At 59.2% G+C, this 24921-nt stretch carries 21 protein-coding genes, 1 tRNA gene and 1 pseudogene; 3 read left to right on the top strand and 20 right to left on the bottom strand.

Annotated features, from left to right (window positions below; translation table 11 throughout):
- Positions 1–461 (top strand): annotated as a pseudogene (locus B0D78_RS12850) (hypothetical protein); the annotation flags it as partial.
- A gap of 397 nt (positions 462–858) precedes the next feature.
- Here the strand turns inward: B0D78_RS12850 and B0D78_RS08495 are convergent.
- Positions 859–1170 (bottom strand): YerC/YecD family TrpR-related protein, encoded by a 312-nt coding sequence (locus B0D78_RS08495; protein ID WP_078016545.1) that lies wholly within the window; start codon positions 1168–1170, stop codon positions 859–861.
- 235 nt (positions 1171–1405) lie between these two features.
- On the opposite strand from B0D78_RS08495, the gene B0D78_RS08500 reads away from it, so the two are divergent.
- Positions 1406–1491: transfer RNA gene (locus B0D78_RS08500), tRNA-Leu, on the top strand.
- Between the two features lie 74 nt (positions 1492–1565).
- On the opposite strand, the gene B0D78_RS08505 is transcribed toward B0D78_RS08500, so the two are convergent.
- The 4 genes from B0D78_RS08505 to B0D78_RS08520 form a co-directional block, all read right to left on the bottom strand.
- A complete protein-coding gene (locus B0D78_RS08505; RefSeq protein ID WP_078016546.1) occupies positions 1566–2885 on the bottom strand; it encodes a replication-associated recombination protein A in 1320 nt (439 codons plus the stop codon).
- Between the two features lie 157 nt (positions 2886–3042).
- On the bottom strand, positions 3043–3747 hold the full coding sequence (locus B0D78_RS08510) for an endonuclease III domain-containing protein (protein ID WP_078016547.1): 705 nt from the start codon (positions 3745–3747) through the stop codon (positions 3043–3045).
- Entirely contained in the window at positions 3744–6185 is a 2442-nt protein-coding gene (locus B0D78_RS08515) for a Lon protease family protein (RefSeq protein WP_078016548.1), read from the bottom strand. The genes B0D78_RS08510 and B0D78_RS08515 overlap by 4 nt, the downstream gene beginning before the upstream one ends.
- A gap of 14 nt (positions 6186–6199) precedes the next feature.
- Complete coding sequence (locus tag B0D78_RS08520; protein ID WP_078016549.1) at positions 6200–7237, bottom strand: tRNA-specific 2-thiouridylase; 1038 nt, start codon at positions 7235–7237, stop codon at positions 6200–6202.
- Between the two features lie 78 nt (positions 7238–7315).
- Between B0D78_RS08520 and hypF the strand changes: the two genes are divergently transcribed.
- Complete coding sequence (gene hypF, locus B0D78_RS08525) at positions 7316–9577, top strand: carbamoyltransferase HypF (RefSeq protein ID WP_143521798.1); 2262 nt, start codon at positions 7316–7318, stop codon at positions 9575–9577.
- Here the strand turns inward: hypF and pfkA are convergent.
- The 15 genes from pfkA to B0D78_RS08600 form a co-directional block, all read right to left on the bottom strand.
- A complete protein-coding gene (pfkA, locus tag B0D78_RS08530) occupies positions 9574–10536 on the bottom strand; it encodes a 6-phosphofructokinase (protein ID WP_078016550.1) in 963 nt (320 codons plus the stop codon). The two genes, hypF and pfkA, sit on opposite strands and share 4 nt — an antisense overlap.
- 124 nt (positions 10537–10660) lie before the next feature.
- Positions 10661–11395, bottom strand: a complete 735-nt coding sequence (locus B0D78_RS08535; RefSeq protein ID WP_078016551.1) for a hypothetical protein — start codon at positions 11393–11395, stop codon at positions 10661–10663.
- A gap of 61 nt (positions 11396–11456) precedes the next feature.
- On the bottom strand, positions 11457–12029 hold the full coding sequence (locus B0D78_RS08540) for a D-sedoheptulose-7-phosphate isomerase (RefSeq protein WP_168170073.1): 573 nt from the start codon (positions 12027–12029) through the stop codon (positions 11457–11459).
- Positions 12030–12054: 25 nt separating this feature from the next.
- Positions 12055–12600 carry a D-glycero-alpha-D-manno-heptose-1,7-bisphosphate 7-phosphatase gene (locus B0D78_RS08545; protein ID WP_078016553.1) on the bottom strand — a complete coding sequence of 182 codons (546 nt, stop codon included), beginning with the start codon at positions 12598–12600 and terminating at the stop codon, positions 12055–12057.
- A complete protein-coding gene (gene rfaE2, locus B0D78_RS08550) occupies positions 12593–14065 on the bottom strand; it encodes a D-glycero-beta-D-manno-heptose 1-phosphate adenylyltransferase (protein ID WP_168170074.1) in 1473 nt (490 codons plus the stop codon). The genes B0D78_RS08545 and rfaE2 overlap by 8 nt, the downstream gene beginning before the upstream one ends.
- 25 nt (positions 14066–14090) lie before the next feature.
- The gene (locus B0D78_RS08555; protein ID WP_078016555.1) at positions 14091–15095 is read right to left on the bottom strand and encodes a glycosyltransferase family 9 protein; all 1005 of its coding nucleotides are present in this window, start codon (positions 15093–15095) and stop codon (positions 14091–14093) included.
- The gene (locus B0D78_RS08560; protein ID WP_078016556.1) at positions 15092–16117 is read right to left on the bottom strand and encodes a glycosyltransferase family 9 protein; all 1026 of its coding nucleotides are present in this window, start codon (positions 16115–16117) and stop codon (positions 15092–15094) included. Before B0D78_RS08560 ends, B0D78_RS08555 begins: the two co-directional genes overlap by 4 nt.
- On the bottom strand, positions 16107–17096 hold the full coding sequence (locus tag B0D78_RS08565; RefSeq protein WP_078016557.1) for a hypothetical protein: 990 nt from the start codon (positions 17094–17096) through the stop codon (positions 16107–16109). Before B0D78_RS08565 ends, B0D78_RS08560 begins: the two co-directional genes overlap by 11 nt.
- A 45-nt stretch (positions 17097–17141) precedes the next feature.
- Complete coding sequence (locus B0D78_RS08570) at positions 17142–18422, bottom strand: O-antigen ligase family protein (RefSeq protein ID WP_078016558.1); 1281 nt, start codon at positions 18420–18422, stop codon at positions 17142–17144.
- A gap of 37 nt (positions 18423–18459) precedes the next feature.
- Positions 18460–19542: a glycosyltransferase gene (locus B0D78_RS08575; protein ID WP_078016559.1), complete on the bottom strand. Its 1083-nt coding sequence runs from the start codon at positions 19540–19542 to the stop codon at positions 18460–18462.
- 22 nt (positions 19543–19564) lie between these two features.
- Entirely contained in the window at positions 19565–20608 is a 1044-nt protein-coding gene (locus B0D78_RS08580; protein ID WP_205948285.1) for a glycosyltransferase family 4 protein, read from the bottom strand.
- Positions 20581–21729, bottom strand: coding sequence for an ELM1/GtrOC1 family putative glycosyltransferase (locus B0D78_RS08585; protein WP_078016561.1), 1149 nt, complete (start codon positions 21727–21729; stop codon positions 20581–20583). The genes B0D78_RS08580 and B0D78_RS08585 overlap by 28 nt, the downstream gene beginning before the upstream one ends.
- 2 nt (positions 21730–21731) lie before the next feature.
- Entirely contained in the window at positions 21732–22889 is a 1158-nt protein-coding gene (locus B0D78_RS08590) for a LarC family nickel insertion protein (protein ID WP_078016562.1), read from the bottom strand.
- A 93-nt stretch (positions 22890–22982) separates the two neighbouring features.
- Positions 22983–23711: a 3-deoxy-manno-octulosonate cytidylyltransferase gene (kdsB, locus tag B0D78_RS08595; protein ID WP_078016563.1), complete on the bottom strand. Its 729-nt coding sequence runs from the start codon at positions 23709–23711 to the stop codon at positions 22983–22985.
- Between the two features lies 1 nt (position 23712).
- Complete coding sequence (locus B0D78_RS08600) at positions 23713–24912, bottom strand: hypothetical protein (RefSeq protein ID WP_078016564.1); 1200 nt, start codon at positions 24910–24912, stop codon at positions 23713–23715.
- Positions 24913–24921 lie beyond the last annotated feature (9 nt).

The following is a 24921-nucleotide window of genomic DNA, read 5'->3' on the forward strand; positions in this document are numbered from 1 at the left end:
CCAACGAGGTTTTGCCCAAGCTCATCGCCAGGCACAATCGGAAGTTTGCCGTCACGCCGGCTGAGGGAGAGGACGTTTATGTGAAGCCGGAAGGAAAAGTCGATTTGGATTTTCTCTTTGCGCGTCGCGAATCTCGCAGGACGGATCACGGCGGCATGATTTCCTATGGAGGTCGTCGGTACGTTCCGGCGGCGGACGATTGCCTCGGGATGGCCAAAACGACGGTTGAGGTGCGTGAAACGTCGACCGGGCGGATCTGGGGTGTTTCCAAGGGCAGACGGATCGAGATGAAGGAGGTTGAAAGTCAAAAACGAGTCGACTCCGATGAGGCATCGGCAAAGAAACGGAAAAGCGGGCTTGTGAAAGCGCACAAGCCCGCTCCGGACCACCCATGGCGGCGTGGCGTCGTCAAAAGGCAGGGATATCATAGCACATGTCGGGATAAACGTACGTTCGCGTAGACGTTGTTATGGCGGCACGATGGGGAGTTCTTTCGAGGTGTCTTGCTGTGATGGGAGTGTGATGGGGTGACTTTTTTAATGAGCAGTTATGGTGACATTTTTATTGGCTATTGACATCTTTCATGGCCGTTGCCCACGGCGTCTTCCCTGCTTGGCCTTTCGACATCTTCTGTAAGGATAAATCTTTTTTCAAAAAAGTCCTATAATGTTTTTAGAGGAGCGGCGCTTCTTATACTACTTCTCAATTAAAAGGACAAACACAAGGGCGCTGCGAGGGAGTTCTGAGCGACTGAACTCCCTCGCAGCGCCAAAAAACTATGTTAACGCTTTTTATCAAGAAACAGTATGAACATGCGCCAGGGCCGTCTGGATTACCGACGGCTCTGGCGCATGAAAGTCATTTCTTGTTCGTGACGTTTTTCCCGTTCTCTTCAAGCCTGTTCAGCACCACGCCATAACCGTCGGCGCCATAGTCGAGAAATTTGCGTACGCGGCTGATCGTCGCCGTGCTGGCGCCGGTCAGCTGCGCTATCTGCGGATACGTGTGATTCCGGCGCAGCAGGCGCGCCACTTCCAATCGCTGAGAAAGCGCCTTGATCTCGCCGATGGTCGCCACATCTTCGAGGAAATTATACACTTCTTCCACTGTGTTCAAAGAAAGAAACGCAGAAGCAAGCTGTTCTGTCAGTTCATCCTTCCATTTTTCCATATGGCCGCGCCTCCCGACTGAATATTATTGCAGAGACAACTTTTAAGGCTCCATTTCGGTCCCACTTTAGCACACAAAAGCACAATGCACAATCCAAACCGGGGCCCTCAGACAAACCGTATCGGTCTCCGTATCCCCCGGCGGGATTCGCGCGCGGAAATACGCGGCGCCGCGGGAGCAAAAATATCTTGAGACGTCACTCAACCTATGGTATGATTCGTGAGTAATTGAAAGGGCTCAGATGGTGGAATCGGTAGACACTGGGGACTTAAAATCCCCTGGCATTGCGCCGTGCGGGTTCGAGTCCCGCTCTGAGCACCACCGCCGAGATGCCGATCCCGTCGTGCGACGTGTCGAATGCGCCGCACGACGGGATTTTCTTTTTTATAAACACGTCAGCTGCCATGCTTGGCCTTCCAGTCTTTGATGAACTCGAGGCGCGCCTTGTATTTCGCTTCGAGCCCCTGCTCCGTCGGTTCGTAGTAGACCTTTCCCAGCAGCGAATCCGGCAGGCACTGCATGCCCGTCAGTTTTTCCGCGGCGTCGTGGGCGTACTGATAGCCCTTGCCGTAGTCCAGTTCTTTCATCAGTCTGGTCGGGGCGTTGCGGATCACAAGCGGGACGGGCTCGGCCAGTTGAGAGATCGCGTCGCGCCGGGCCGTTTCATAGGCGCGGTAAAGGGCGTTCGACTTGGGCGCCAGCGAGAGGTAGACGGCCGCCTGCGTCAGGTGGACGGAACACTCGGGCATGCCGATGAAATGGCAGGCCTGATACGCCGCCACCGCCAGTTCCAGCGCTCTCGGATCGGCCAGCCCGACGTCCTCGCTGGCGAAGCGCACGATCCGGCGCGCCACGTAAAGCGGATCCTCGCCCGCTTCGAGCATCCGCGCCAGCCAGTAAACCGCGGCGTCGGGGTCCGAGTTGCGCATTGATTTGTGCAGCGCCGAGATGAGGTTGTAATGTTCTTCGCCTTTCTTGTCGTAGAGCAGCGATTTCTTGGAGATGCACTGTTCCAGCACTTCCGGCGTGACGACGACCTCGCCGCCGGCGCGATTGCCGTTCAGCACGACCATTTCCAGCGTCGAAAGGGCCGAACGGGCGTCGCCGTTGGCGAAGTTGGCGATCGCTTCCAGCAGTTCGGGCGCGATGCGGACGTTTTGTCCGCCGAAGCCGCGCGGGTCGGCAAGCGCCCGCCGCAGCAAAGAAACCAGCTCTTCCGTCGTGAGCGCCTGTAATACGAAGACCTTGCAGCGCGACAGAAGCGCGCCGTTGACCTCAAAAGAAGGATTTTCCGTCGTCGCGCCGATGAGGATGATGCTCCCCTTCTCGACGAACGGCAGGAAGGCGTCCTGCTGGGCTTTGTTGAAGCGGTGGATCTCGTCGACGAAGACGATGGTCTTGCCGCCGAAGGTGCGGTTGCTCTCGGCCTGCTGCATGACCGTGCGGATCTCTTTGATGCCGCTGGTCACCGCCGAAAAGTTGATGAACTCCGCCTTGGTCTGGTTGGCGATGATGCGGGCCAGCGTGGTCTTGCCGACGCCCGGCGGCCCCCAGAAGATCATCGAGGAAATGGTGTCGTTGACGATCAGGCGGCGCAGGATTTTATCCGGCCCCAGCAGATGCGTCTGCCCGACGAACTCGTCCAGGTTCTGCGGCCGTAGCCGGGCGGCAAGGGGCTGCGTCTGCCCGCTTTCAAACAAGTTGAGCTCTTCCATGGATCACTCCCCCTTTGCGCGAACGATTCCCCGCCGTTCAGTGTCGAGGCGGGAAATATCGGCGACTGACTGAAAATATTCTATCACGCCTCAAAGCTTACGCACAGACAGAAAAAAGGAGTTCCCCGAAAAATACCGGGGAACTCCTTTTTTTCCGTCAGGCTTCGCTGGAAGGACAGATGCCCCTGAGGGGACATTCGCCGCACTTCGGCGCTCGGGCCTTGCAGATGTTTTTTCCGTGCTGGATCACGTTCAGGTGCCCGGCGCACTTCATCTCGTCGGGCACAAGCCGTTCGAGGCGGGCCTGGATCTCCGCAGGCGTCTCTTTGGCGTCGGCCCAGCCGAGACGCTTCGAGATGCGCGCCACATGCGTGTCCACGGGAAAGGCCGGAAAACCGAGATCGAAAGCGAGCACGCAGGCGGCCGTTTTCGGGCCGACGCCCTGGATGTGCGTCATAAAATCCCAGGCCGCGGCGGGCGTACCGCTTTTCAGGCGTTTGAGCGAATACTCGCCGAAGCGCTCTTTCACGGTTTTCAGCACGCGCAGGATCGTCGCCGCCTTGTTGTTGCAGATTCCCGCCGGCTTGATCGCCTCGGCGATCCGGTCCTGCGGCAGCGCGGCGACGCGCTCCCAGCTTCCGTATTGAGATTTCAGGCGTTCGAAGGCCATGTCGCGGTTGCGGTCGTTGGTGTTTTGCGACAGCACCGTCTCGATCAGCCCGTCGAGCGGCTCTTCATAGACGATTTTGGCCGAGTCCGTCCCCTGTTTCCAGAGTTGTTCCAGGATTTCCAGCACGGTCGTGATCGACGGCGGAGCGATCGGAGCGGGCGTCACCGTTTTGCCGACGTCAGCCCGGCTCATTGTTTTCGCTCCCGGGAAACGGCGGAAGGCGCGTTCCCCTTTTGGCCTCTGCTCAGGGCGGCGCTTTTTTCGATCCATCGTTTCAGCTTCGCCATCGCCCGGCCGTGGATCGAATCTTCCGGATACGTCCCGTCGGCCCGGCGCTTTCCGGCCGGGCAGCCGGTCAGGAGCTCGATGCCTTCGTCGATCGTCTTCACGGACCAGATGTGGAACTGCTTGCGGCGGATCGCTTCGACCACGTCGTGGTTCAGCATCAGATGCCGCTCGTTCTGCCAGGGGATCAGCACGCCCTGCGAGCCGGTCAGGCCGCGCGCAAGACAATAGCTGAAAAAGCCCTCGATCTTCTCGTTGATGCCGCCGATCGGCTGGATGTTGCCGAACTGATCGACCGAGCCGGTCACGGCGATGTTCTGCGCGATCGGCACGTCGGCCAGAGAGGAAAGCAGGCAGTACAATTCGGTGGACGAGGCGCTGTCGCCGTCGATACCGCCGTAATTCTGCTCGAACGACAGGCGGGCGGAAAGCGTCAGCGGCATGTCCTGGGCGTAAACGCGCCCGAGGTAGCTGCTCAAAGTCAGCAGGCCCTTGTTGTGGATCGGACCCGCCATTAAAATCTCGCGCTCGATGTTGATAACGCCTTCCTGCCCCATGAACGTGTTGGCGGTGATGCGCGCGGGATGCCCGAAGGAGACTTCGGCAAAGCTGACGACGGCCAGCCCGTTGATCTGCCCGACGACGGCGCCGTCCGTGTCGATGCGGATGATGTCTTCGGCGAAGGCGGCGCGGATCTTTTCTTCCGTCTGGCTCGAGCGGTAGCGCTTCTCCTGGATCGCCCGCAGCACGTGCTTGCGGTCCACCGATTTGGCGCCTTCGGACAGAGCCCAGGCGGACGATTCGACGACGTATTCTTTCAGCCTGTTGAACTGGGTCGAGAGTTTGTTCTGATCGTCGGCGAGGCGCGAAGCCCATTCGATCAGTTCGGCCAAGGCTTTTTTGTTGAACGGCAGGCAGCCGTCCTGTTCGGCCGTCGTTTTGACGAAGCGCGCCATATCCCACTCGTTTTCCGGCGTGCGCGGCATTTCGTAGTCGAATTCCGCGACGGTCTTGAAGAATTTGGGGAAATCGGGGTCGTATTCGCGCAGCAGATAATAAATGTAATAACTGCCGACGAGGATCACTTTGGTCTTGATGGGGATCGCTTCCGGGCGCGGCGTCGTGATCGGCATGACGCTGTATTGGTCGCTGAGGTTCTCGACCGTGAGCAGGCCGGAGCGCAGCACGCGTTTCAACAGATCGTAGGACATGAAATTGCGCAGCAGCTCTTCCGCGTCGAGGATCAGATAACCGCCGTTGGCCCGATGCAGCGCGCCGCTCACGATCCTCGTGAAGTCGGTATAATAATATCCCTGGCGGCTCTCGTACTCCATCTTGCCGGCGATGTTGTAAAAAGTCGGATTGGTCTCCCACACGGCCGGCGCGCCGCCCTTGGGATCGTTGCCGACGAAGACGTTGATCTTGTACGGCGTGAAATCCACTTCGCCGCTCTCGTCGCGGGCGGCGGCAATGAACAGGGCGTGATTGGCGACGATCTGGCGCTCCAGCGAATCGATCCACTGGGCGAATTTCTTCGTTTGTCCGTATTTCTCCCGGATCTCGTCCAGGTAAGGGCCGATCGCCGTGCGGCAGATCTCGGCTTCCATATCCGAAAGCTTGGCCTTGAGCGCGCGCTCCTTCTCCCGGATCTGCCGCAGGACTTCCAGAGTTTTCGAGGTCAAGGCGTCGGATACGCTCTTGAGGCGCTTCTGCTCTTTCCGCGGCAGGGCTTCGAATTCGTCGGTCTGAAGCTCCTTGAACTCCTTTTTGCCTTTGCCGTTCTTGACGATTTTGAGGGGAATGTTGACAAAACCCTGCGGCGTGCGCTTGACGAGGAAACCGTCCTTCTCGGCCTCTTCGCGGACGTGATTCATCATCTTCGAGATCTGATCCTGAAACGAACTGATCTCCTGCGCCTTAGCGTCTTCGTAGCTGCTTTTCTCGAAAGCGCCGCTGATCACGGACTTCAACTCTTCGATCAGCTTGGTGAAGTCTTCCTCGGCCTTTTTCGCCTGCCCGGCCGGCAGGTCGATGGCCAGAGGCTTTGCCGGCTCGTCGAAATTGTTGACGTAGATCCAGTCGCTGGGCGCCGGCATGCGCGCCGCTTTTTCACGCACGCTTTTGAGCGCGTAGCTTGTGCGCCCGCTGCCCTGCGCCCCGACGATAAAGACGTTGTAGCCGGTGCTCTTGACGGCGAGACCGAAATCGATCGATTTGACAGCCCGTTCCTGTCCGATAAAATGAGTCAGTCCTTCCAGCTCAGCGGAAGAAGAACAGCGCAGCACCTTGGGATCCGTCTTTCTTCGCGCCTGCGCCGCCGTTAATTTTCGGGCCCGTATTTTCATGGCCTTTCCCCCAGTCATTCCATGTATTTTATAAATCCGCCACCGAGGAGGATGTACTCCGTCCCGTCGTAAAGGGCAAGCGCCTGTCCGATCGAAACGCTCCCGGCGGGTTTCCGCAGTTTGACCGCGCCGCAGCCGTCGTGGCAGTCCGTCAGCCGGCCGGGAACCGGCCGGGCGCGATAGCAGTACTGCACGAGACATTCCTGCCCGGCGCGGACTTCCTGCTGCCAGACGGCGTTTTCAAAAGAGATCGTCCCGACCGTGGCTTCCGTCCCATGAGACAGCAGCAGGCGATCGTTCGTAAAATCCCGGCGTTCGACGAACCACGGGCCGCGCGACAGGCCCAGCCCGCGGCGCTGCCCTTCGGTATAGAAGATCAAGCCCCGATGCGGGCCCAAATCTTTGCCGTCATGGTCGACCATGCGTCCGATGTGGCGTTCCTCCGACGCGATGTGATCTTCGAGAAAACGTTCCAGCGAGCCGCCCTCAAGAAAACAGATGCCCTGGCTGTCGCCCTGCGCCAGCCGTCCGCCCAGCCTGGATGCGAGCTCGTTTTTCACGCCCGTTTTATCTCGTTCTGCCGAAAGCGGAAAGCAAAGCCGCGGCAGCCATTCGTACGGCAGCCGGCACAGCATGTAGGTCTGATCTTTCGGCGAGGGCGTCCGGGCGATGGCCCAGCGGTTTCCGCGCTTGAGAACGCGCGCGTAATGTCCCGTGGCGACCTTTTCGATGCCCAGCCGGTCGGCCAGCTCGAGCAACACCCTGAATTTCAGGCTGGCGTTGCAGATCACGCAGGGATTGGGCGTGAGGCCTTTTCTGTATGCGTCGAGAAAAGGCTGCACGACGCGGTCGCCAAATTGTTTTCGACAGTCCAGGCGATGCATCGGCACATGCTGCGCCAGTCGTTCCAGCCGCAGGCGGTCGGTCGGGTCTTCGCCGTCTTTCAGGAGCAGATGCGCCGCCGTCACGTCGTAGCCAAGGTCTCTGAGCCGCAGGGCGGATAAGGCGCTGTCAACGCCGCCGCTGACTCCGACAAGGATTTTTTCGCTCATGCTCTCTCCGCGCCGCTTGTGGGCAGGTCTTCGACCGATTAAAATAATCGGAGCGTTTTCATATTCGAGGTGGAATTCATGCTGATTGAAAAAACATACAGCGTCAGCGGCATCGTCCAGGGCGTCGGCTTCCGCCCGCTGTGCGTAAGGATCGCGCGTCGCACCGGGATCCGCGGCTCCGTGGCGAACACTTCCGACGGCGTCCTGCTCCGTTTGCAGGGGACGGAGGACGCCATCGCCCGATACGTGGCGGAACTGAAACGCGACTGCCCCGACGTGGCGCTGATCGTGGATATCAAGCTGCTCGAACGAAAGGACGTCGAACAGGCCGATGATGATTTTACCATACTCAAAAGCGTGCGTTCGCTTCGGCAGAGAGTCCTGCTTCCGCCCGACATGGCGACGTGCCGGAACTGCCTGGCCGACATCAGGGATCCCGCCGACAGGCGTTACCGTTACGCCTTCACGAACTGCACGAACTGCGGCCCGCGCTTTTCGATCGTCAGAGAACTCCCCTACGACCGGCCCAAGACGACCATGTCGGCCTTTCCGATGTGCCCCGCGTGCCGGCAGGAATACGCCGACGAAACAAACCGCCGCTTTCACGCTCAGCCGAACGCCTGCCCCGTGTGCGGGCCTCGCCTGACATATTGCGACGCTCGGGGAGAAGAGATCGCGCGGGATGAAAAAGCCTTCGGGCTGGCGGTCGCCGCGCTTGCGAACGGCCGAATCATCGCCGTCAAAGGGCTGGGCGGCTTCCATCTGGCCTGCGACGCGACCCGGGAAGAGCCCGTCTCCCTGCTGCGCCGCCGCAAGCGCCGTCCGCGCCGCCCCTTTGCGGTCATGGTCAAAAACGTCGCCGTCGCCGAAAAGATCGTGAAGCTGAGCGCCGCCGACGCAAAGCTGCTGACGGGCGCACGAGCTCCTATTATACTGCTGGAACGGAACGATTCCAACTTTCTCGCCCCGTCGGTCGCGCCCGGCTTGAATCGTCTGGGCGTGATGCTCCCCTATACCCCGCTTCATCACATGATCATGGAAGGATTCGACGCCCTCGTGATGACAAGCGCCAATCTGAGCGGCGAGCCGCTCGTCTCCGAAAACGAGGAGGCGTACCGACGCCTCGCCGGGATCTGCGACGGGTTCCTCGTCCACAACCGCCCGATCCACATGAAGATCGACGATTCCGTCCTGCTCCATCACGACGACGGCCCCGTCCTGATCCGACGGGCGCGCGGCTACGTTCCCAATCCCATTATCGCCGCACGCGAGCTGGCGCCGGTGCTCGCCGCCGGCGCGGAGATGAAAGCGACTTTTTCGTTCAGCCAGGACGCCATGATCTTTCCCAGCCAATACCTCGGCGACATGAAGGACATGGGAACCGCGCAGTTCTACGAAAAAGCCCTGCGGCACTTTCTCGGCCTCTACAACTTCGCCCCCGAGCGGCTCGTCACCGATCTGCATCCGCTTTATCTCTCCACCGCCGCGGCGAAGAGGGCTTTTCCCCAGCTGCCGGCGCTTGCCGTGCAGCACCACTACGCCCACATGATGGCCTGCCTCGCGGAAAACCGCGTCGATTCCCCCGCCCTCGGCATCATCATGGATGGCACGGGATACGGCAGCGACGGCTCGATCTGGGGCGGAGAGATCCTCTGCGGCGACGCGAAAAGCTTCGAACGCTGCGGCCATCTCAAGGAATTCCGTCTGCCCGGAGGCGACCGCGCCGTCATGGAACCCTGGCGCTGCGGCTTGAGCCTGCTGGTGGAAAGCTGCGGCGTTTCCCAGGCTCTTGAACTGTGCCGAACTCTCTGGCCCGGACGGACCGCCGCCGCCCGGCAGCTTCTGAACGCCTGGGAGGCGTTTCCGCTCACAAGTTCCTGTGGACGTCTTTTCGACGGCCTGGCCGCGATCGTGCTGGGAAAAGAATCCGTCAGTTACGACGGCGAAGCGGCCATGGAACTGCAGGCTCTTGCGGAAACGCATCCCCTGCCCGCCAGCGGTTCGCCCTTTGACGTTGAAAACGGCGTCATCGACTGGCGGCCTTTCGTCGCCGCTCTGGCCCGGACTCCGCACGACGTCCTTTTTGCGGCCGGGGCTTTTCATTCCCGCTTGGCGCAGGCGCTGGCCCAGTGCGCCGCGAACGTTGCCGGGCAGACGGGCATCCGCCTGGTCGCCCTTTCCGGTGGCTGCTGGCAGAACGGCCTGCTCTTGAAAGAGACGCTGCCCCTGCTGCGCGCTCGGGGACTGACGCCGCTCACCCATAAACTGCTTTCCCCGAACGACGAGTGCCTCTCCGTCGGTCAGGCCTATATCGGCGGCCTGCGGCGGAACGGAAGTTAGATGCTGAGTTCTTCCACCAGCTCGAGCAGCTCGGGGTTCAGTCGCTTTCTTATCTCCCACGTGTTCGGCAGAGGGACCGGCGTCATGTGCCCGTTGACCAGTCCGGCCATGACGCCGTGCTTCCCTCCCAGCAGGCAGTTGACCGCGTAAGCGCCCATGCGGGTGGCGATCGTCGCGTCGTAGCTGGACGGCGCTCCGCCGCGCTGGATGTGGCCGAGCACCGTTACGGTCGCTTTGTAACCGGGAGCCTGTTCGGCAAGCTTTTTTTGCAGTTCGTAGCCGGACATGACGCCTTCCGCAAGGATGATGAGGGAATAATTTTTTCCGCTGAGGCGCGACGCTTTGAGCTTTTTGCACAGGGCGCCGATGTCGAAGGGGATCTCGGGCAGCACCGCAAATTCCGCGCCGCCGGCCACGGCCGTCTGAAGCGCGATAAAGCCGCAGTGACGCCCCATCACTTCGACGATGAAAAGTTTGTCATGGCTGTGGGCCGTATCGCGCAGCCGCCGCACGGCGTCCAGAGCCGTATTGAGCGCCGTATCGAAGCCGATCGTCATGTCGGTGCCGTTGACGTCGTTGTCGATCGTCGCGGGGATCCCCACGACGGGCAGCCCCATTTTCTGCAGTTCCCACGCGCCGCGGAACGAACCGTCGCCGCCGATGACGATCAGGCCGTCGATGTTGCGGTCGTCGCACTGCTGGCGCGCTTTCTTTCTGCCTTCCTCCGTCAGGAAACGCTCGCTGCGCGAGGTTCGCAGCACCGTCCCGCCGCGCTGGATGATCGACCCCACGTCCCGCACTTCGATCTTGCGGAACATGCCGTCGATGAGTCCCTCATAGCCCTGTTCCACTCCCAGACATTTTATGTCGTGATAGGCCGCGCACCTGACGACGGCCCTGATGGCCGCGTTCATCCCGGGCGCGTCGCCGCCGCTGGTCAACACTGCAATACGTTTCATCTTTCATCCTCCTTGCGCGCTGTTTGTCCAATTATACACTTTTCTCTTCAACCGGAATCACCGGGGCCAACGTAAAGGGACTCAACTCTCCACGAGTTGAGTCCCTTTACGTTTTCCGCCGGCATTAGATTTCTTTTTGCAGCTCCATCATGCGATTGTTGATCTTGGTCAATTCTTCCTGGATCTCGTTCAGGCGGTCCTGAAGGCCTTTGCCTTCCTTCGTGAGGTTGCCGACGCGTTTGTTCAGACGGTCCATCTCCATGCGTGCGCCCGATTTGCCTTTCAGCAGCTTATCGGGGTCGTCGTCTTTGACGTCCCAGAAGAAATCGATGGTCTTGCCGAGCGTCACGGGCGTGATGGCGCCGTCGATGGTGAACTTGACCGTTTTGACTTTCGGCGTCAGATAGGGTTTTCCCTTGGAATCGTAGCGGGGAAAGTAGACGAAACCTTCGCGTTCATCGGTGATTTTGAAGTTGAAGCGTTTGTCGTAATCGACGGGGGAAAGACGATGTTTGCCCACGGTCAGAGTGACCTGGCTCTCGAAAGGAGCCATCCGGATCGCCGGCCCGCGGTTCGTGAATTTGATGAACACGGGGATCGTATCATCAAGTTTCAGCTGCTGCAGCAAATTGTAACGATAATCTTCCGCCTCGTCGGCCGTCCACAGATTCTTCTGCGCCTGATCCTGAGTCGAGCGTTCCACGTATTCCGACGCATAGTACGTCGCCTGAACTTCGACGCTGGCGCCGAAATCGTCGCGATATTCCTTCTTTTGGCGCCACTCCGCGGCAGAGGCGGCCGAAACGCTCAACATGCTCACCATCAGCGCAAAATAAAATCCTCTTCTTTTGACACTCATTCGAGTCCCTCCTTGATGATAAAACGCGTTCCCCGATCCGGAAAAAAGCCCAAGAAAAAAATCACTTCTCTTCAAAAAGGCTTTTTTCAATGATTTCACACAGCGTGTGTCCGATCAGAATGTGCATTTCCTGAATCCGAGGCGTCTCGGCCGTCGGCACCGCCAACACGACGTCCGCCATGCCGGCCAGAAGCGAGCTTTTTCCCCCTGTCATGGCAATGACGCTCATCTTTTTGCGGCGCGCGGCTTCAGCCGCTTTCACGACGTTGGCGCTGTTGCCGCTGGTCGAAATCGCCACCAGCGCGTCTCCGGGGCGGCCGTGCGCCTCGACCTGCCGCGAGAAAACCGTCTCGTAACTGAAATCGTTGGCGATTGCGGTGAGCGCCGACGTGTTGACATGCAGCGCTTCGGCGTCGAGCGCCGGCCGATCGAGAAGATACCGTCCGGAAAGTTCCGCGGCGAGATGCTGAGCGTCGGCGGCCGAGCCGCCGTTGCCGCAGAAGAAAACGCGTCCATCGCTTCTCAGCGACTGGACCATCAATTCCGACGCGCGGACAACAAGCGGAGCCATGCCGGACATAAGCTCGCAGACCTTTCGGTGACGTTCCAGATTTTCTGCAATGATTGCTTCCATCGTGTGCCTGTCCACGGATTCCACCTTATTTCTGACGTTCTAAAAGCCAACACGCCGCCTGCAGCAAGTCTTCGGCGTAAAAATCGGCGCTCACGCCTCGCGCCCGCTCTTCACGACCGTAACCCGACATTAATAGTATCACAGGACTGGCGAGATTTTTGCCAAACTGCATGTCGGATTCTTTGTCGCCGATCACGGCGGCGATATCGTCGCCGTCCAGCCCGCAATCGGCGCTTGCCCGTGAAATGAGCCCGACGGCGGGTTTGCGGCACGCACAGCGCTGATCTGCCCGATGCGGGCAGACGTAGATCCCCTGCAGCGTGATTCCCCGTTCCGCCAGCAGCTCCGTCAGCCGACAGTGCACGCGGTCAACGTCGTCCATCGTAAAGTAACCGCGGCCGACGCCCGACTGATTGGTCACGACCGTCAGCACGTACCCGCGTTCGCACAAAAGTCTCAGGCCTTCGGCCGCGCCGGGCAGAAGGGCCACCTGCTCGGGACGACGAAGATAGTTTTTTTCCTCGATGATCGTCCCGTCGCGGTCGAGAATCACCCACTTTTTCTTATTCATTCTCGCGCAGTCTGTCAATGATCGACGTGCTGGAAAACCCCGGGAGCAGCGGCAGGATCTCCACTCTGCCGGCGTATGCGGCGCCGGCGATCCGCTCCGGCCGGTAGTCGCTGCCCTTGGCCAGGACATCCGGCCTGATCAGAGAAAGAAGCCGCTCCGGCGTGTCCTCGTCGAAAATCACCACGACGTCGACGCATTCAAGGGCCGCCAGAACGGCGGCTCGGTCCAGCTCGCCGTTAATCGGACGCGCCTCGCCTTTCAGCTTTTTTACCGAGCGGTCGGAGTTGAGGCCGACGATCAGACGGTCGCCCAAAGCTCTGGCGCGTGTCAGCGAATCGACATGGCCGGCATGAAAGACGTCGAAGCAGCCGTTCGTGAAGACCACTTTCTTCCCTTGCGCCTTCCATTCCTTCACCCGCCGTACCGCCGCGGCCGCGTCGAGAACCTTGTGGCCGCCGGAGAGCGGATGCGCTTTCGCCTGAGAGAGACACAGCTCTTTCAACTCCCGATAGGAGATCGGATACGTACCGGCCTTGCCGATCACCACTTTGGCCGCCGCATTCGACAGCCGGCAGCAGTTCCGCCAGTCGACGCCGCAGGCGCGGAAAAAAGCGACCGCGGCAATAACGGTGTCGCCGGCGCCGGAAACGTCGTAAACGTCGACCGCCTGAGACGGTTCGTCAAAACACTCCCGCTCGCTGACGAACGTGCTGCCCTTTTCGGAACGGGTGACCAGCAGATTGTTCAGCCCAAAGGAAGAACGGACCTTCCGCGCCTGAGCTGCGAGCGCTTCGTCGTCGTCATTCGAGATCAGAAGTCCGGCCGCGTCCGAAAGCTCTTTCACATTGGGAGTGACCAGTTCGGCCCCGGCATAGCGCTGCCAATCCCGGCCTTTGGGATCGACGAAAACCGGGATCCGATGCGCCCGGCACAGCTCGATGACCTTGCGGCACAACGAAAACGAACACATCCCCTTGCCGTAATCGGAGAGGACGACCGCATTCAGACGGCGCGCGGCAAATTCCGCCAGCCGGGAGAGAAGTTCGTTCTCCAATTCTGGGTCCAACGGGAGAATATCCTCATGATCCAGCCTCATCATCTGCTGACGCCCGTTGCCGATGACGCGCGTTTTCACGGTCATCGTCTCCTTATGGGACGGGAACAGTTCGACGCTTCCCCGCGACAGATCGTTCAGGGCGTCCACAAGCTTCAGGACTTCCCGCGCCGCCGGATCCCCGCCGAGCTGAGCGAAGCACTTGACGTCCGCCCCCAGCCCGCAGAGATTGGCGACGACGTTGCCCGCTCCGCCGAGGACGCTCCTTTCACTCTGAAACTTCACGACCGGGATCGGCGCTTCGGGCGAGATCCTCTCCACGCTGCCGTAAAGATACCGGTCAAGCATGAGGTCGCCGATGACGGCGACCGTACGCGGAGAAAGCCGCTCGACCTGTTCTACGATGTTCACAAGAGTGCCGTCAGACACAATGGATTCACCCCTTTTGCGGAAAAAGCCCCTTCAAAATCTCACCGGCAGCGTCGACGACTTTTTGCGGCGAGATGCGCTCCATACAGGGCAAAGAACATTTCCAATCCAGGCATCCCATCCTCTCGCAGGGAGTGCCGATGACTTTATCGAGACTTTGCGTGTAGGCGACTGAAAGCGACGTCGGGCCGAAGAGCGCGATCACCGGCGTGCCCAGCGCCCGCGCCATATGAAGCGGGCCCGTGTCGGCCGCGACGACGAAGGAGACGTCGGCCAGCACGCGCAGCAAATCGAGTAAAGAAAGAGTACCGACTAAATTGAGAATTTTTTTGCCGGGACACAGCGCCATGATTTCCCCCGACATTCTCAGCTCTTTGACTCCGGCCCCAACGAGAACCGCCATGCAATTCTCCCCTGACAAATAATCGATGAGCTGAGCCCAGTACGCGGCGGGCCAGCGCTTTCGCGCCATGCTGGCGCCGATGGCCAGGGCGGCGCAGCCTCGTACGTTCTCCAGTTCACTGCGAGAGCTCAGAGGCGAATCCCCCGCAGGGCGCCCCAAGGAACTGCGAATCCGCTTTTCCAAACACGGCGGAATGCCCAACTTCCCGAGCACGGCATAGATATCCTGATGATACACAAACTGAAAATGCCGATGGAAGCCGATCTTCAGAGGAATGGGGGTGAGCAGGGTCAGCAGGGCCGTGCGGTCGTTGTCCTGCAGGTTCATGAGGATGTCAAACTTCTCCTTGCGGATGCGGGAGACGAGTTTGAGAAAACCCTTTTGCCCCTCCTGCCGATTCCACGGCATCACCTCGTCGATCCACGGCATGCATTGCGCCAACGGAGCGTAGCCCTTTTCCGTCAGCCACGTGATCTCGAAGGACGGGAACAGCTCTTTCAATTTTTTGCCGATATGAGCCGTAAGAACGATATCGCCCAGAGCCGAAAAACGGATCAGCAAAACTTTTGCCTTGATGTTGTTATCCAGCGCCACCCTCGGGAAATTCATTTTCGCCCCTCATCACAGCCAATCGACGACCCCGCAAGGATTTTTTTCGCCGCCGCCCACACGTCGTCCACTGGGATCTGCTTCAAGCAATTATCGCGCCCGATCGGACACTTCGCGCCCTCGTCGCGGCAAAAAGATCTCGGGCACGCCTTGGGAAAAACAATTTCGTGCCTGTTCCCCCACGGGCCGTACCGCCACGGATCCGTCGTGCCGAAAATGCCGACCGTCGGCGTTCCCATGGCGCTGGCCATATGAAGGCCGCCGCAGTCATTCGTGACATACAGACACGCCGCGGCCAAACGCGAAGCGCTGACCGGCATGGGCACCTGTCCCGAAAAATCGAGCGCCTCCGGCAATGAAGCCAGAACCGGCGCTGCCGCGGCTTGCTCCTCGGCAGAATACCCCATCACGGCGATTTTATATCCCCGTTCGCTCAAACGACGTCCCAACGCCGCAAAGTTTTCGGCGGGCCAGCGTTTGAACGCACGCCCCCCCGGATTCAAAATCACCAGTTTGTTCCGATAGGGAGCCAGCTCACGCTGGACGCCGCGGTGGATATCCCCGGGGACGTAAAGCCTCATGCTTCGACTTCTCAGCGGCACGCCCAGAGTTTGCATACAATAGAGATTTCTTTCCGCTTCATGCACCTTTCGCGGCAAAAAAACTTCCCGCCAGCCCCAGAGCGGCCGGTACCGGCAGTTCATGAACAGCGGGATCAACGTGCTGCGCAGATCGACGATGAGATCGTACTTTCCGGCGCGAAACTCGCGGATCGCCCGAACGCGTCCTCGCCATCCATTGTAGGGGGAATTCGGCTTGCCGCGGTCGTAAAATTTTATTTCATCCCACATGGGGTCATCGGCAAGCATTGCAGAAACCTGAGCGTTTGCACGAATCGTGAAATACGCATGAGGCAGGTACATCCTCAAATTGTACAGGGCCGCGCTGCTCAGCAGCATGTCGCCGATGCACGAGAGCCCGACGACGAGGACTCGCTCGATTTTGGACGGCTCAATCTTCACCGCGGCGCACCTCGTCTCTCGGCAAATGCAAGGTTCCCGCCTCGAATTCCCTGACGGCGGCGCCAAGCAGCGGGATCATGATCTCGTGATGTCCGGTGATGGCGTACCCTCTCCCGGAATTTTGCACCGGACGAGTGACGACGTTCATGCGGGGACGATAATGCTGGATCATGTCCATGTTGACCGCAGTAAAGTTTTTTACGCTGAATTTTAAATTCCGCGCCAGCGACAGCGCCTTGAGAAAGACCTCCGGCATGATCACCGCGCTTCCCAAATTCAAAATTACCCCGCCTTCGAGCCGGGAAACGGAGGCGGCAAAGATGCGGAAATCCCTCAGCGACGCGTCGCCGATATCCGCCCCGACGGCGCTGGGATGCTGATGCACGATATCCGTCCCCAAAGCGACATGAACTGTGTAAGGGATATTCAGCCGGGCCGCCTGGACCGAGAGGCAGAGACGGTCGTAAGGAGCCCGTTTTTCCGCCAGCAGGGCGCCAAGCGCTTCGCCAAAACCTTCCTTCCTGAGGCGAGCGCGGGAAGCGGCGTGGTTCAACACATCCGCCGTATCCGCCGCCATGCCGAAAGAACCGTCTTCGATTTGCGCGGCCACGTCTTCCGAGGTGTGCCCGCACAACGCCAGTTCGGTATCGTGGATGGCGGCGGCGCCGTTCGACGCGAAATGCGTGATGAAGCCGTCTTTCGCCAGGTCCAGCAGAAACGGAACACATCCGCACTTGACAACGTGACCGCCGAACATGGCGACCACGGGGCGGCCGTTTTTCTTCGCCAGCGCGATCGCCGCGGCGACCTCGAGGAGGTCTTTGGCTTTCAGGACGTTCGGAAGGCCGAGGAAGAATTCTCCCATGCTCATGCCGTGGCGGTAGGCTTTCCCTCCGCTCGCCGCAGAGACGAGAGAAAGACGCTCTCTTGCCTGATACGTTTTTGCCTTGGTCGGATCCAGCTCCATAAAACGACTCATTGCGATGCCTCTTTCATCATATCGGTAAAAACAGGTCGAGCGCGGTCATGATTTCTCGCGGGACGAACCGCGCCCCTCCGGCACGATCAGCAAGATTCCCCAAAAACACCAGAACATCACCGAGATGTCGCGCCGCCCCACAAGCACATCGCCGCTCAGAGCATACACCAGCATCGTCAACAGCGAAACAGAAATCGACAATCCCCATGGGAAAGCACATCCGCCTTCGGATTGAACGAGCCGGAAAGCCTTCTTCAAAGAAACGGCATAAACGGCCAGAAAAAGCATTAACCCCGGAATTCCCGCAAGGAACGCGACGTTAAAAAGCGTCGAGTGCGGATGTTCTCCTCTCGGCTGATATTTTAATCCCAGCTCATCAGCTTTTGTTCTGAAAAGTTCCTGATAGAGGTCTACAAAGCGCATGCCGCCCCACCCAGTCATGGGCCGTTTGCGTATCAGACAGGCCGAAGCGCTCCAGATTTCGTTGCGGTAGGTCGTCAGCGCGCCGACATCCTGCGTTGACGTAATCTGCCGATATTCTACCTGTGCCCTTTTCCAGAGGGCGCCTCCTGAATGCCAATCAAACGCCGCGCCCATCAGCAACAAACAAGCGCTCATTCCCAACAAAAGCGAGACCTTGATCTTTTTGAACCGGAACATCCAATAAAGCAGGACCGCGCCGCCGAAAGCCGCCGCACCCCACGCTCCCAGAGAAAAGGATAAAAAGACTGCCACACATACGGGCATAACGATCGCTAGACGACGAATAAGATCGTCAACGCGCCAAAACGCATAGCATACCAGAGGCGGCAGCAGAAGAACGCTGCATAGTCCCAAACTATTCCCGTTTTCCAGAGAACGGTTCGGGAAGTAACCGATCAGATGCAGTTCACGACTCAGGTTGCCCAACATAATAAAGACGCTTGCCCAAACAAACAGGCGAATAAATTTTTCGCGAGCCGCTTCATTGCCCAGAAGACGTGCGGCCAAATACATGCCCAGCAGCACTTCCAGCGGCGTTGTAACATTGCGGCCATAACTGTCGAGATCGTGAAAAGTCAAAAGCCCCATCGCCACTGTCCAGAGACACAGCGTCCCCCACCCCAGCAATATCCATCTTCCTTTCGTGTCGATGTTCTGTGGAGAGAGGGGCATGCGATACTTTATTTTGGTCACGAGGATCGAGCTCAGACAAATTGTCCACAAGGAGTAATGAACGACAGGACCGAGCGGAGAAAATGCAACGGAGATCATGTATGAAAATACAGCCAGTTTTTCGATCCGTTCGGCGCTGTTTCCTTTCGATTGAAACACTGCATCACGCATGATTCGTCTTCACCTCTATGGATACGTCCATCACGGCTTATTCTCGGCACATCACAGGCACTATGCATTCGTAGAGATCGCGCGTCTGGCGCGCAATCTCGCTCACGCTGATCCTTTCGGCCGTACGCACCGCCTCCGCAGACAGCCTCGCTCTCAGTTGAACGTCGGTACAACGCAGAATCGCCTCGCTGAGCACCGCGGCGTCACCGACACCAAATATGAGCGCGTTGCGATCTTTGAACGCAATGTCCCGCGTGCCGGGAATATCCGTAGCGATCGGAACGGTCTTGCATGCCATGGCCTCGAGCAGCATCAGACCGAACGCTTCGTCGGCATGCGAGGGGAAAACGAACACATCCGCGGCCCAGAGCCATGGCCTTACGTCCGAAACAAACGGTTTAAACTTTACGCGATGGACAATGCCCAAACGCTCCGCAAGCTGTTTTAACTTTTTTTCCTCTTCGCCGCAGCCAAACAAGTAAAAACGGAAGCGTTTATTCTCAGGAACCAAAGCGATCGCCTTTAAGTATGTATCCCACCCCTTCCAACCGACAAAGCGTCCCATGCCCATTACGACAATCTCTTCGGCGGCAACGTTTTCTACGGCACGAGTGGTCTTGCGAACTGATTCATCACGTGTGTAGTGTCCTGCTTCGATAGGGTTCAGGATTGTCCCGATGAAGCAGGCGCACGGCAGGTCAAGCGTCTTGATATGTGCCGTCACGGCGGAAGAACAGCCGATCAGCACGTTACTGTGACGGTAATATCGTCTTTTTGCAAACTTATCGAACGTCGAGACGACGGGGACATTTCTATGTTTTCCCCACCACCCGCCTAAAGCCGCAGCGGAGGAAAGTCGCGTATGGATCAGATCTGGCCTGACGACCTTGAGAGCTCGGCCGATGCCGCGTGACATAAACGGGAACCACTGCGCCAGCGGATTATACGTAAGACACTTGATGTCATTTGCTCGCAACGCCGCACACAACGTCCCGCCGCTTCGACAAAGGACATGGTTCTCTATCCCCAAACGTTCCAGCTCCTTGAGAAGCTGAATCCACGGAAGCATCCACGACAGTCTGTTTTCATCGACATAATGCAACACGCGTTTTTGCCGCATATCATACGTCCTCTCGCAACGATCACACAAACTTCTGATATACCGCAATCAATTTTCGAACCATCTGCGCCTCTGTCAAAAGCGCGGCGGCGTTGAACCGCGAGGCGGCATCCATGTGTCCGGCCAATAACCGGCGCAAGCTGCGGGCCCATGCCGCCGAATCCGAGGGCGGCAAAAGCTTTTCTTTATCCAGCGCCAGTTCGCACACCGCGGGCAGATTCGACGCGAGCACGGGCGTTCCCATCTTCGCGGCAAGCATCAAGGTCAGCCCCATTCCTTCCGAAGCGGAAGGAAGCACGTAACATCTGCATTTCAACAAACGATCGACGATATCTTCTCTATACCCCGTAAATTCAACCTGTGAGGCAATGCCGAGACTGACGGCGCATTGTTCCAGTCCTTTTTTCTGCGGGCCGTCGCCGACAATCACAAACCGCCAGTTGGATATCCCCTCTTGCTTCAAGAGAGCCAGCGCCCGGAGGACAATATCGATCCCTTTCAAACGAGTCAAACGACCGACCGAAAGAATGATCGGCGTGCCGCCGACAGGCGGATGCCACTGCGGCACGTCCTCAGGCAAGCCGTTGTAAATCACTTCACAGTCGGCGGGAAGATAGTCTTTGAGATCATCTCTGACGGCCTGACTGATACAGATCACTTTATCGGCTTTTGATAAAGGATGAAGCCCGAAATTGTGGCTGTACACGGCATGAGCGGTATACAGCCACGGGACGCGGGCCAAAGGACTGGCCCAGTTGGCAATCCACGCCGGCACGCGGGAGTGGGCGTGAAGGATCTGCCAGCCTTCGCGTCTGACCCAGCGGGCGATTTTCACCGCGCTGTACAGTCCCGTCAGCGGATTTTTTTTGTGCACGGGAAGATGACGCACCAGCACCTTCGCGTCGAGCTGGCGCTCCATCCGGCCGCCGGCCGAGATCACCATGACCTCGTGACCTCTTTTGACCAGCTCGTTCGCCAGGTCGATGACATGGCGCTCGACGCCGCCGATCTCAAGTTCGGGGAGGATGTGGATGATTTTCATGGCAGCCACCGGTCGAGGATCCACCGCGCGGCTTTTCCGGCTTCGTTGAAGCCGTTCATCCCGTCGAGCGGCCGTTCGAGGAAATGGCGAAGATCGTCGTCCAGGTTGCGGGGGGTGACCAGGCACAGATAATTCTGGTTTTCGAAATCCTCGATCATCCTGTTGAAGCGGGGCACGCCCCACAGACGCGTGGTGGAGAGCAGCCGGGCGTCCACGAGCCACTCCGTCACCTCCTGCAGAAGCCGTTTGACGCCGTGGTGATGGCCGACGGTGACGACCGCCGTCTGCACGCCGGCGGTGACCGCTTCGGAGATCATCGAAACGGAGTCTTCGGTGCAGAAGACGCGCGAGCAGTGGCCGAGAATGCCGGGAACGGGATTGCGGGAATCCTGCGAAGCCAGCAGGAGCATCCGCACCACGCTGGTGTCCCCGCAGAGTTTGGCGATCTCCATCTCCGTCGCGGCCTGCGTGCGGCGCGAGGTCGTGATATACAGGTCGACGTTGGCGTCGGCCGCGGCGTCGAGCAGCGTCGGCAGGACTTTGTTCACCCAGAGAGGGGCGATCGAGTAGTTCAAATCGTCGCCGCCGATGAGGATCCCCCAGGCGTCTTTTTGGTGCGGGGGATAATCGCTCAGCAGCTCCCGGCGCTGGCTCTCCAAAAGCTTCGGAGAAATGGAATTGGGGGCGCCCAGCGTGACCAGAACGTTGTCGCCGCGGCGTCCGTCGTGTTTGGGCACGACCGCCATATCAAAGGGTTTCGTCCCCAAAACGGAGGGCGTCATCACCACGCAGCTTTTCCCGTTGAATCTTTTGGCGAGAGCCAAGCAATAGGGCGCGGCCGTACTTCCCGCCGAAAGGAAAAGAAGCGGGCGCCGCTCCGGATTCAGCATCGCGATGCGGTCAAGAAGCTCTCTGCCCCCGGCTCTCAAAAGCCAACGCTCCGCGCCCTGCGGCGTCGCCTTGGGAAGGCGTCGGGCAAGCAGTTTGAGAGCTTTGATCCGCGCCGCTCCGCGTAAATGGGGGATGTCGAACTCCGCCGTTTCGAAATCGGCAAGCTCCTGCATGCGGTCGCGTATCCCCCGGCTTTGGACGATATGTCCGCGGGTATTCTCGTTAAGAAGTATCAAAAACGGTTTCAGATCCATTTTTATAAATCTTCCTTTTGACGGAATTCACTGACGACCAGAGGACGAAGCCGATCCAAAGGACAGCCCGTCTCCTGAGAGATACGCTTTAAATCTTCGTACTCCGCCGTGACGCGGACGATTTCGCCGCCCCAGCATGACAATTTCATCGACACCGGGCCGAACGAACTTTCGAATTTCCGGAGGTGGCGCTCCAGCGTCATGCGGTTGACTTCGCTCCAACGCAGGCCGATCGTCGTGCTGTATCTCAGAATGATCTCGCCCAGCTTTTCTCTGTCGGCGGCGCGGGAAATGCACGTCAGCCTCACGGCGGGGCGGAGTTTTTTCATCAGTATGGGCGTAAAAAAAACGTCCAGCGCGCCGCACGCGAAGAGGCGCTCTTCCAGGTTCTGATAATCCTGCGGGTTCATGTCGTCGATATTCGTTTCCATCACGACGATCTTCCCCGTCAGATACGGAAGAGCCGCTTCGTCGTTTTGCTCAAGCACCATGACGTGCAGCGCCTCGGCGCTCCCCTGCGGCGCGACTCCCCCGCAGCCGCCGGCAAGCAGCCTGCCTGCAGGAAGAGGCTCGGTGGATGCGGAGAGGGCTTTGAGCAGCAGGGCGCCGCTTAACGTCGTTCGTTCATGTATCCCTTCGCGGGCGAAAACGGTCATCCCTTTCAGAAAAAACGAAACCGGCGCGGACACGGCGCTCTGTCCAGATCCGCCCATACGGCCGCCGACGTTGACCGGCGAGGAATAGACGGCATCGACCTGAAGCGTATCCAAGAGCGCGAGCGCTCCGACAATTTCGAACACGAGGCAGGCGTCAAGGAGAGGTGCCCCGCTTTCGTCGCCGCAAAAGCCGCGTCCCACGGTTTTCAAAGCGCTGAAGGCCGAGAGCGCGCGTTCCTTCGTCTCCGGCAAAAGCTTCGACTCGTCGAGGAGCGCCTCTATTTCCGCGAATCCAAAGGTCTTGCAGCCGGAAGGAACCGGTTTCGCCTCGATGCCGGCCCCGCCGTTCGGGCCCGCGCTGACGGCCCACGCGCAGCCATAGCGACGGAGCCATGACATCCGCCGCTCGAATTCGTCGGCTTTTTCTCCTTTTAGATCAAGCAGGGCCCCGATCAATCTGCTGCCGGAGATGCCTGCTGTGCAGTCGATGTACAGAGTTTTCATTTTTTCTCCTCGAACGGGGATATCGATACGATAAAAGCCAGTCTGAATAAACGCAGACTGGCTTTTATTATATCCGATTATCACGGATTTTGTTCAGCTTTTTTCGTTCATCAGCTTTCGCGCCAGCTCCAGATCATGAGGCGTGTTGATTCCCACGCCGCGGTCGGGATACGCGGAAACGGCGACGGCGATGTCGTAGCCATGTTCCAGGGCGCGGAGCTGCTCGAGGCTCTCCGCTTCGGCGAGCGGCGTTTCCGCAAGGCGCAGATAAACGGGCAGAAAATCTTTGCGGTAACCGTAAATGCCGATGTGTTTGGAGACGACGGGCATTCCGCAGCGCGCGAAGGGAATGACGCTGCGGCTGAAATACAAAGCTCGCCCTTTTTGATCGACGACGACTTTGACGTTGTTCGGGTCGGCCGCCTCCGCCGCGGAGGCAAAGGGGACGGAGAGCGTCGCCATCGGCTCGCCGGCATGGACCAGAACGTCGGCAAGCTGATCGATCACGCGCGGGTCGAGCATCGGCTCGTCGCCCTGAATGTTGATGACGTAGTCGCATTCCACGCGCGTGGCGACTTCGGCGACGCGGCTGGTGCCGTTGGGATGGTCGGGAGCCGTCATCACGGCTTCTCCGCCGAACGCGGCGACGGCGTTCAGGATCCTTTCGTCGTCGGTCGCGACGATCACCCGCGCCAGAGAACGGGCTTTCAGGCACTGCTCGTAGACGTGCTGGATGACGGGCTTGCCGCAGAGATCGGCAAGCGGCTTGCCGGGCAGGCGGCTGGAGCCCCAGCGGGCCGGGATGATTCCGATCGTTTTCATTTTACAGTTTGAACGTCAGGGCTTTCGCTCTGATCTTGGTGACATCCAACGGTTTTACGTTGTCGACGATCCATTCGCGCATGGCTTTGCCCTCGGCAGTCTCCTGCTTGTAGCTCATGAAATCGAGTTCGATGCCGAGCGCGTCGGCGACGCCGACGGCCAGGACCGGCCAGACTTCGCCGATGTCGCCGATCAGCGGGATGCTTCCTTCGTGGCGCGCGAAGGCCGACATTTCCATGCGGAAAGGAATGCCGGAGATCTTCGTTTTCGGCAGGCCCTTGGCGATCGCTTCCTGCATCTGCGCCTGGGAATCGCAGGCCCGGCGCAGATTTTCGTCGAGGTCGAGGCGGATCAGCGTCTTGCCGCGCAGGTTGTAGGTGTGCATGCCGTTCCACCAGGCCCAGATGCCGTGTCCCGTGTACTTCTCGAACGGACCGTCGTGAAGTTCCTGCGAAAGGGCGATGGCCGACTCGATGATGACGTCCGCGTCTTCGAGCATGCGCGCGACGCGCATGCAGCGCTGGCGGATCGGGATACTGTCGCCGATGCACGAACCGATGTTGCCGCCGCCGACCATCTGCGGCAGGCTGACCAGCACTGGAAGATCTTTCGCCGCGCCGACGCCCAGCATCGTGCGACGGTCGCAGCCCCAGCCCGCGACGACTTCGAACGGAAGCGCGTACGTGCGGGCGATGTCGCAGATCTCGGAGGCGACGTGTTCGTTCCAGTAGCCCATCGGATAGGCCATGTTGCCGGCCGCTTTGATGACCTCGTGCCCGGCGATCCGGTCTTTTTTGGCGAGAAGCGCGTCGTCCAGGACGATCTGCTTTTTCAGCGCCGCCAGCTCGTCGGGCTTCATGCAGGTGAACTCGAAGACGTTGCCGCGCGGCATGTCCTCGGGGTCGAACCCCAGCTCGTCGGAACTGACCATTTTCACGCGGTCGAGAGAACCCGCCATTTCATGCCCGACGACCGCCGAGCTGGTGGTGACGCCGTCGATGATGCCCTTGTCCATCAGTTCCGCGATCAGCGTCGTCACGCCTTCGTGGATGTTGGGACCGCTGCCGCAGGCGACGACGATCTTGCCGCCGTTCTTCTTGACCTCGACCATCTTTTCCGTGGCCTTTTCGATGCCGGCCCGGGTGCGCTCGTCCTGACGCTCAAAAAAAGTTTTCAGCAGTTCTCTGTGAATCGATGCCATAATGCCCCT

The organism is Pyramidobacter sp. C12-8, assembly GCF_002007215.1.
Taxonomy (GTDB): Bacteria; Synergistota; Synergistia; order Synergistales; family Dethiosulfovibrionaceae; genus Pyramidobacter.

Excerpts from the sequence above, each read along its gene's own strand:
- B0D78_RS08495 (WP_078016545.1), bottom strand. The coding sequence starts at position 1,170 with ATGGAAAAATGGAAGGATGAACTGACAGAACAGCTTGCTTCTGCGTTT.
- B0D78_RS08505 (WP_078016546.1), bottom strand. The coding sequence starts at position 2,885 with ATGGAAGAGCTCAACTTGTTTGAAAGCGGGCAGACGCAGCCCCTTGCC.
- B0D78_RS08510 (WP_078016547.1), bottom strand. The coding sequence starts at position 3,747 with ATGAGCCGGGCTGACGTCGGCAAAACGGTGACGCCCGCTCCGATCGCT.
- B0D78_RS08515 (WP_078016548.1), bottom strand. The coding sequence starts at position 6,185 with ATGAAAATACGGGCCCGAAAATTAACGGCGGCGCAGGCGCGAAGAAAG.
- B0D78_RS08520 (WP_078016549.1), bottom strand. The coding sequence starts at position 7,237 with ATGAGCGAAAAAATCCTTGTCGGAGTCAGCGGCGGCGTTGACAGCGCC.
- hypF (WP_143521798.1), top strand. The coding sequence starts at position 7,316 with ATGCTGATTGAAAAAACATACAGCGTCAGCGGCATCGTCCAGGGCGTC.
- pfkA (WP_078016550.1), bottom strand. The coding sequence starts at position 10,536 with ATGAAACGTATTGCAGTGTTGACCAGCGGCGGCGACGCGCCCGGGATG.
- B0D78_RS08535 (WP_078016551.1), bottom strand. The coding sequence starts at position 11,395 with ATGAGTGTCAAAAGAAGAGGATTTTATTTTGCGCTGATGGTGAGCATG.
- B0D78_RS08540 (WP_168170073.1), bottom strand. The coding sequence starts at position 12,029 with ATGGAAGCAATCATTGCAGAAAATCTGGAACGTCACCGAAAGGTCTGC.
- B0D78_RS08545 (WP_078016553.1), bottom strand. The coding sequence starts at position 12,600 with ATGAATAAGAAAAAGTGGGTGATTCTCGACCGCGACGGGACGATCATC.
- B0D78_RS08555 (WP_078016555.1), bottom strand. The coding sequence starts at position 15,095 with ATGAATTTCCCGAGGGTGGCGCTGGATAACAACATCAAGGCAAAAGTT.
- B0D78_RS08565 (WP_078016557.1), bottom strand. The coding sequence starts at position 17,096 with ATGAGTCGTTTTATGGAGCTGGATCCGACCAAGGCAAAAACGTATCAG.
- B0D78_RS08570 (WP_078016558.1), bottom strand. The coding sequence starts at position 18,422 with ATGCGTGATGCAGTGTTTCAATCGAAAGGAAACAGCGCCGAACGGATC.
- B0D78_RS08575 (WP_078016559.1), bottom strand. The coding sequence starts at position 19,542 with ATGCGGCAAAAACGCGTGTTGCATTATGTCGATGAAAACAGACTGTCG.
- B0D78_RS08585 (WP_078016561.1), bottom strand. The coding sequence starts at position 21,729 with ATGGATCTGAAACCGTTTTTGATACTTCTTAACGAGAATACCCGCGGA.
- B0D78_RS08590 (WP_078016562.1), bottom strand. The coding sequence starts at position 22,889 with ATGAAAACTCTGTACATCGACTGCACAGCAGGCATCTCCGGCAGCAGA.
- kdsB (WP_078016563.1), bottom strand. The coding sequence starts at position 23,711 with ATGAAAACGATCGGAATCATCCCGGCCCGCTGGGGCTCCAGCCGCCTG.
- B0D78_RS08600 (WP_078016564.1), bottom strand. The coding sequence starts at position 24,912 with ATGGCATCGATTCACAGAGAACTGCTGAAAACTTTTTTTGAGCGTCAG.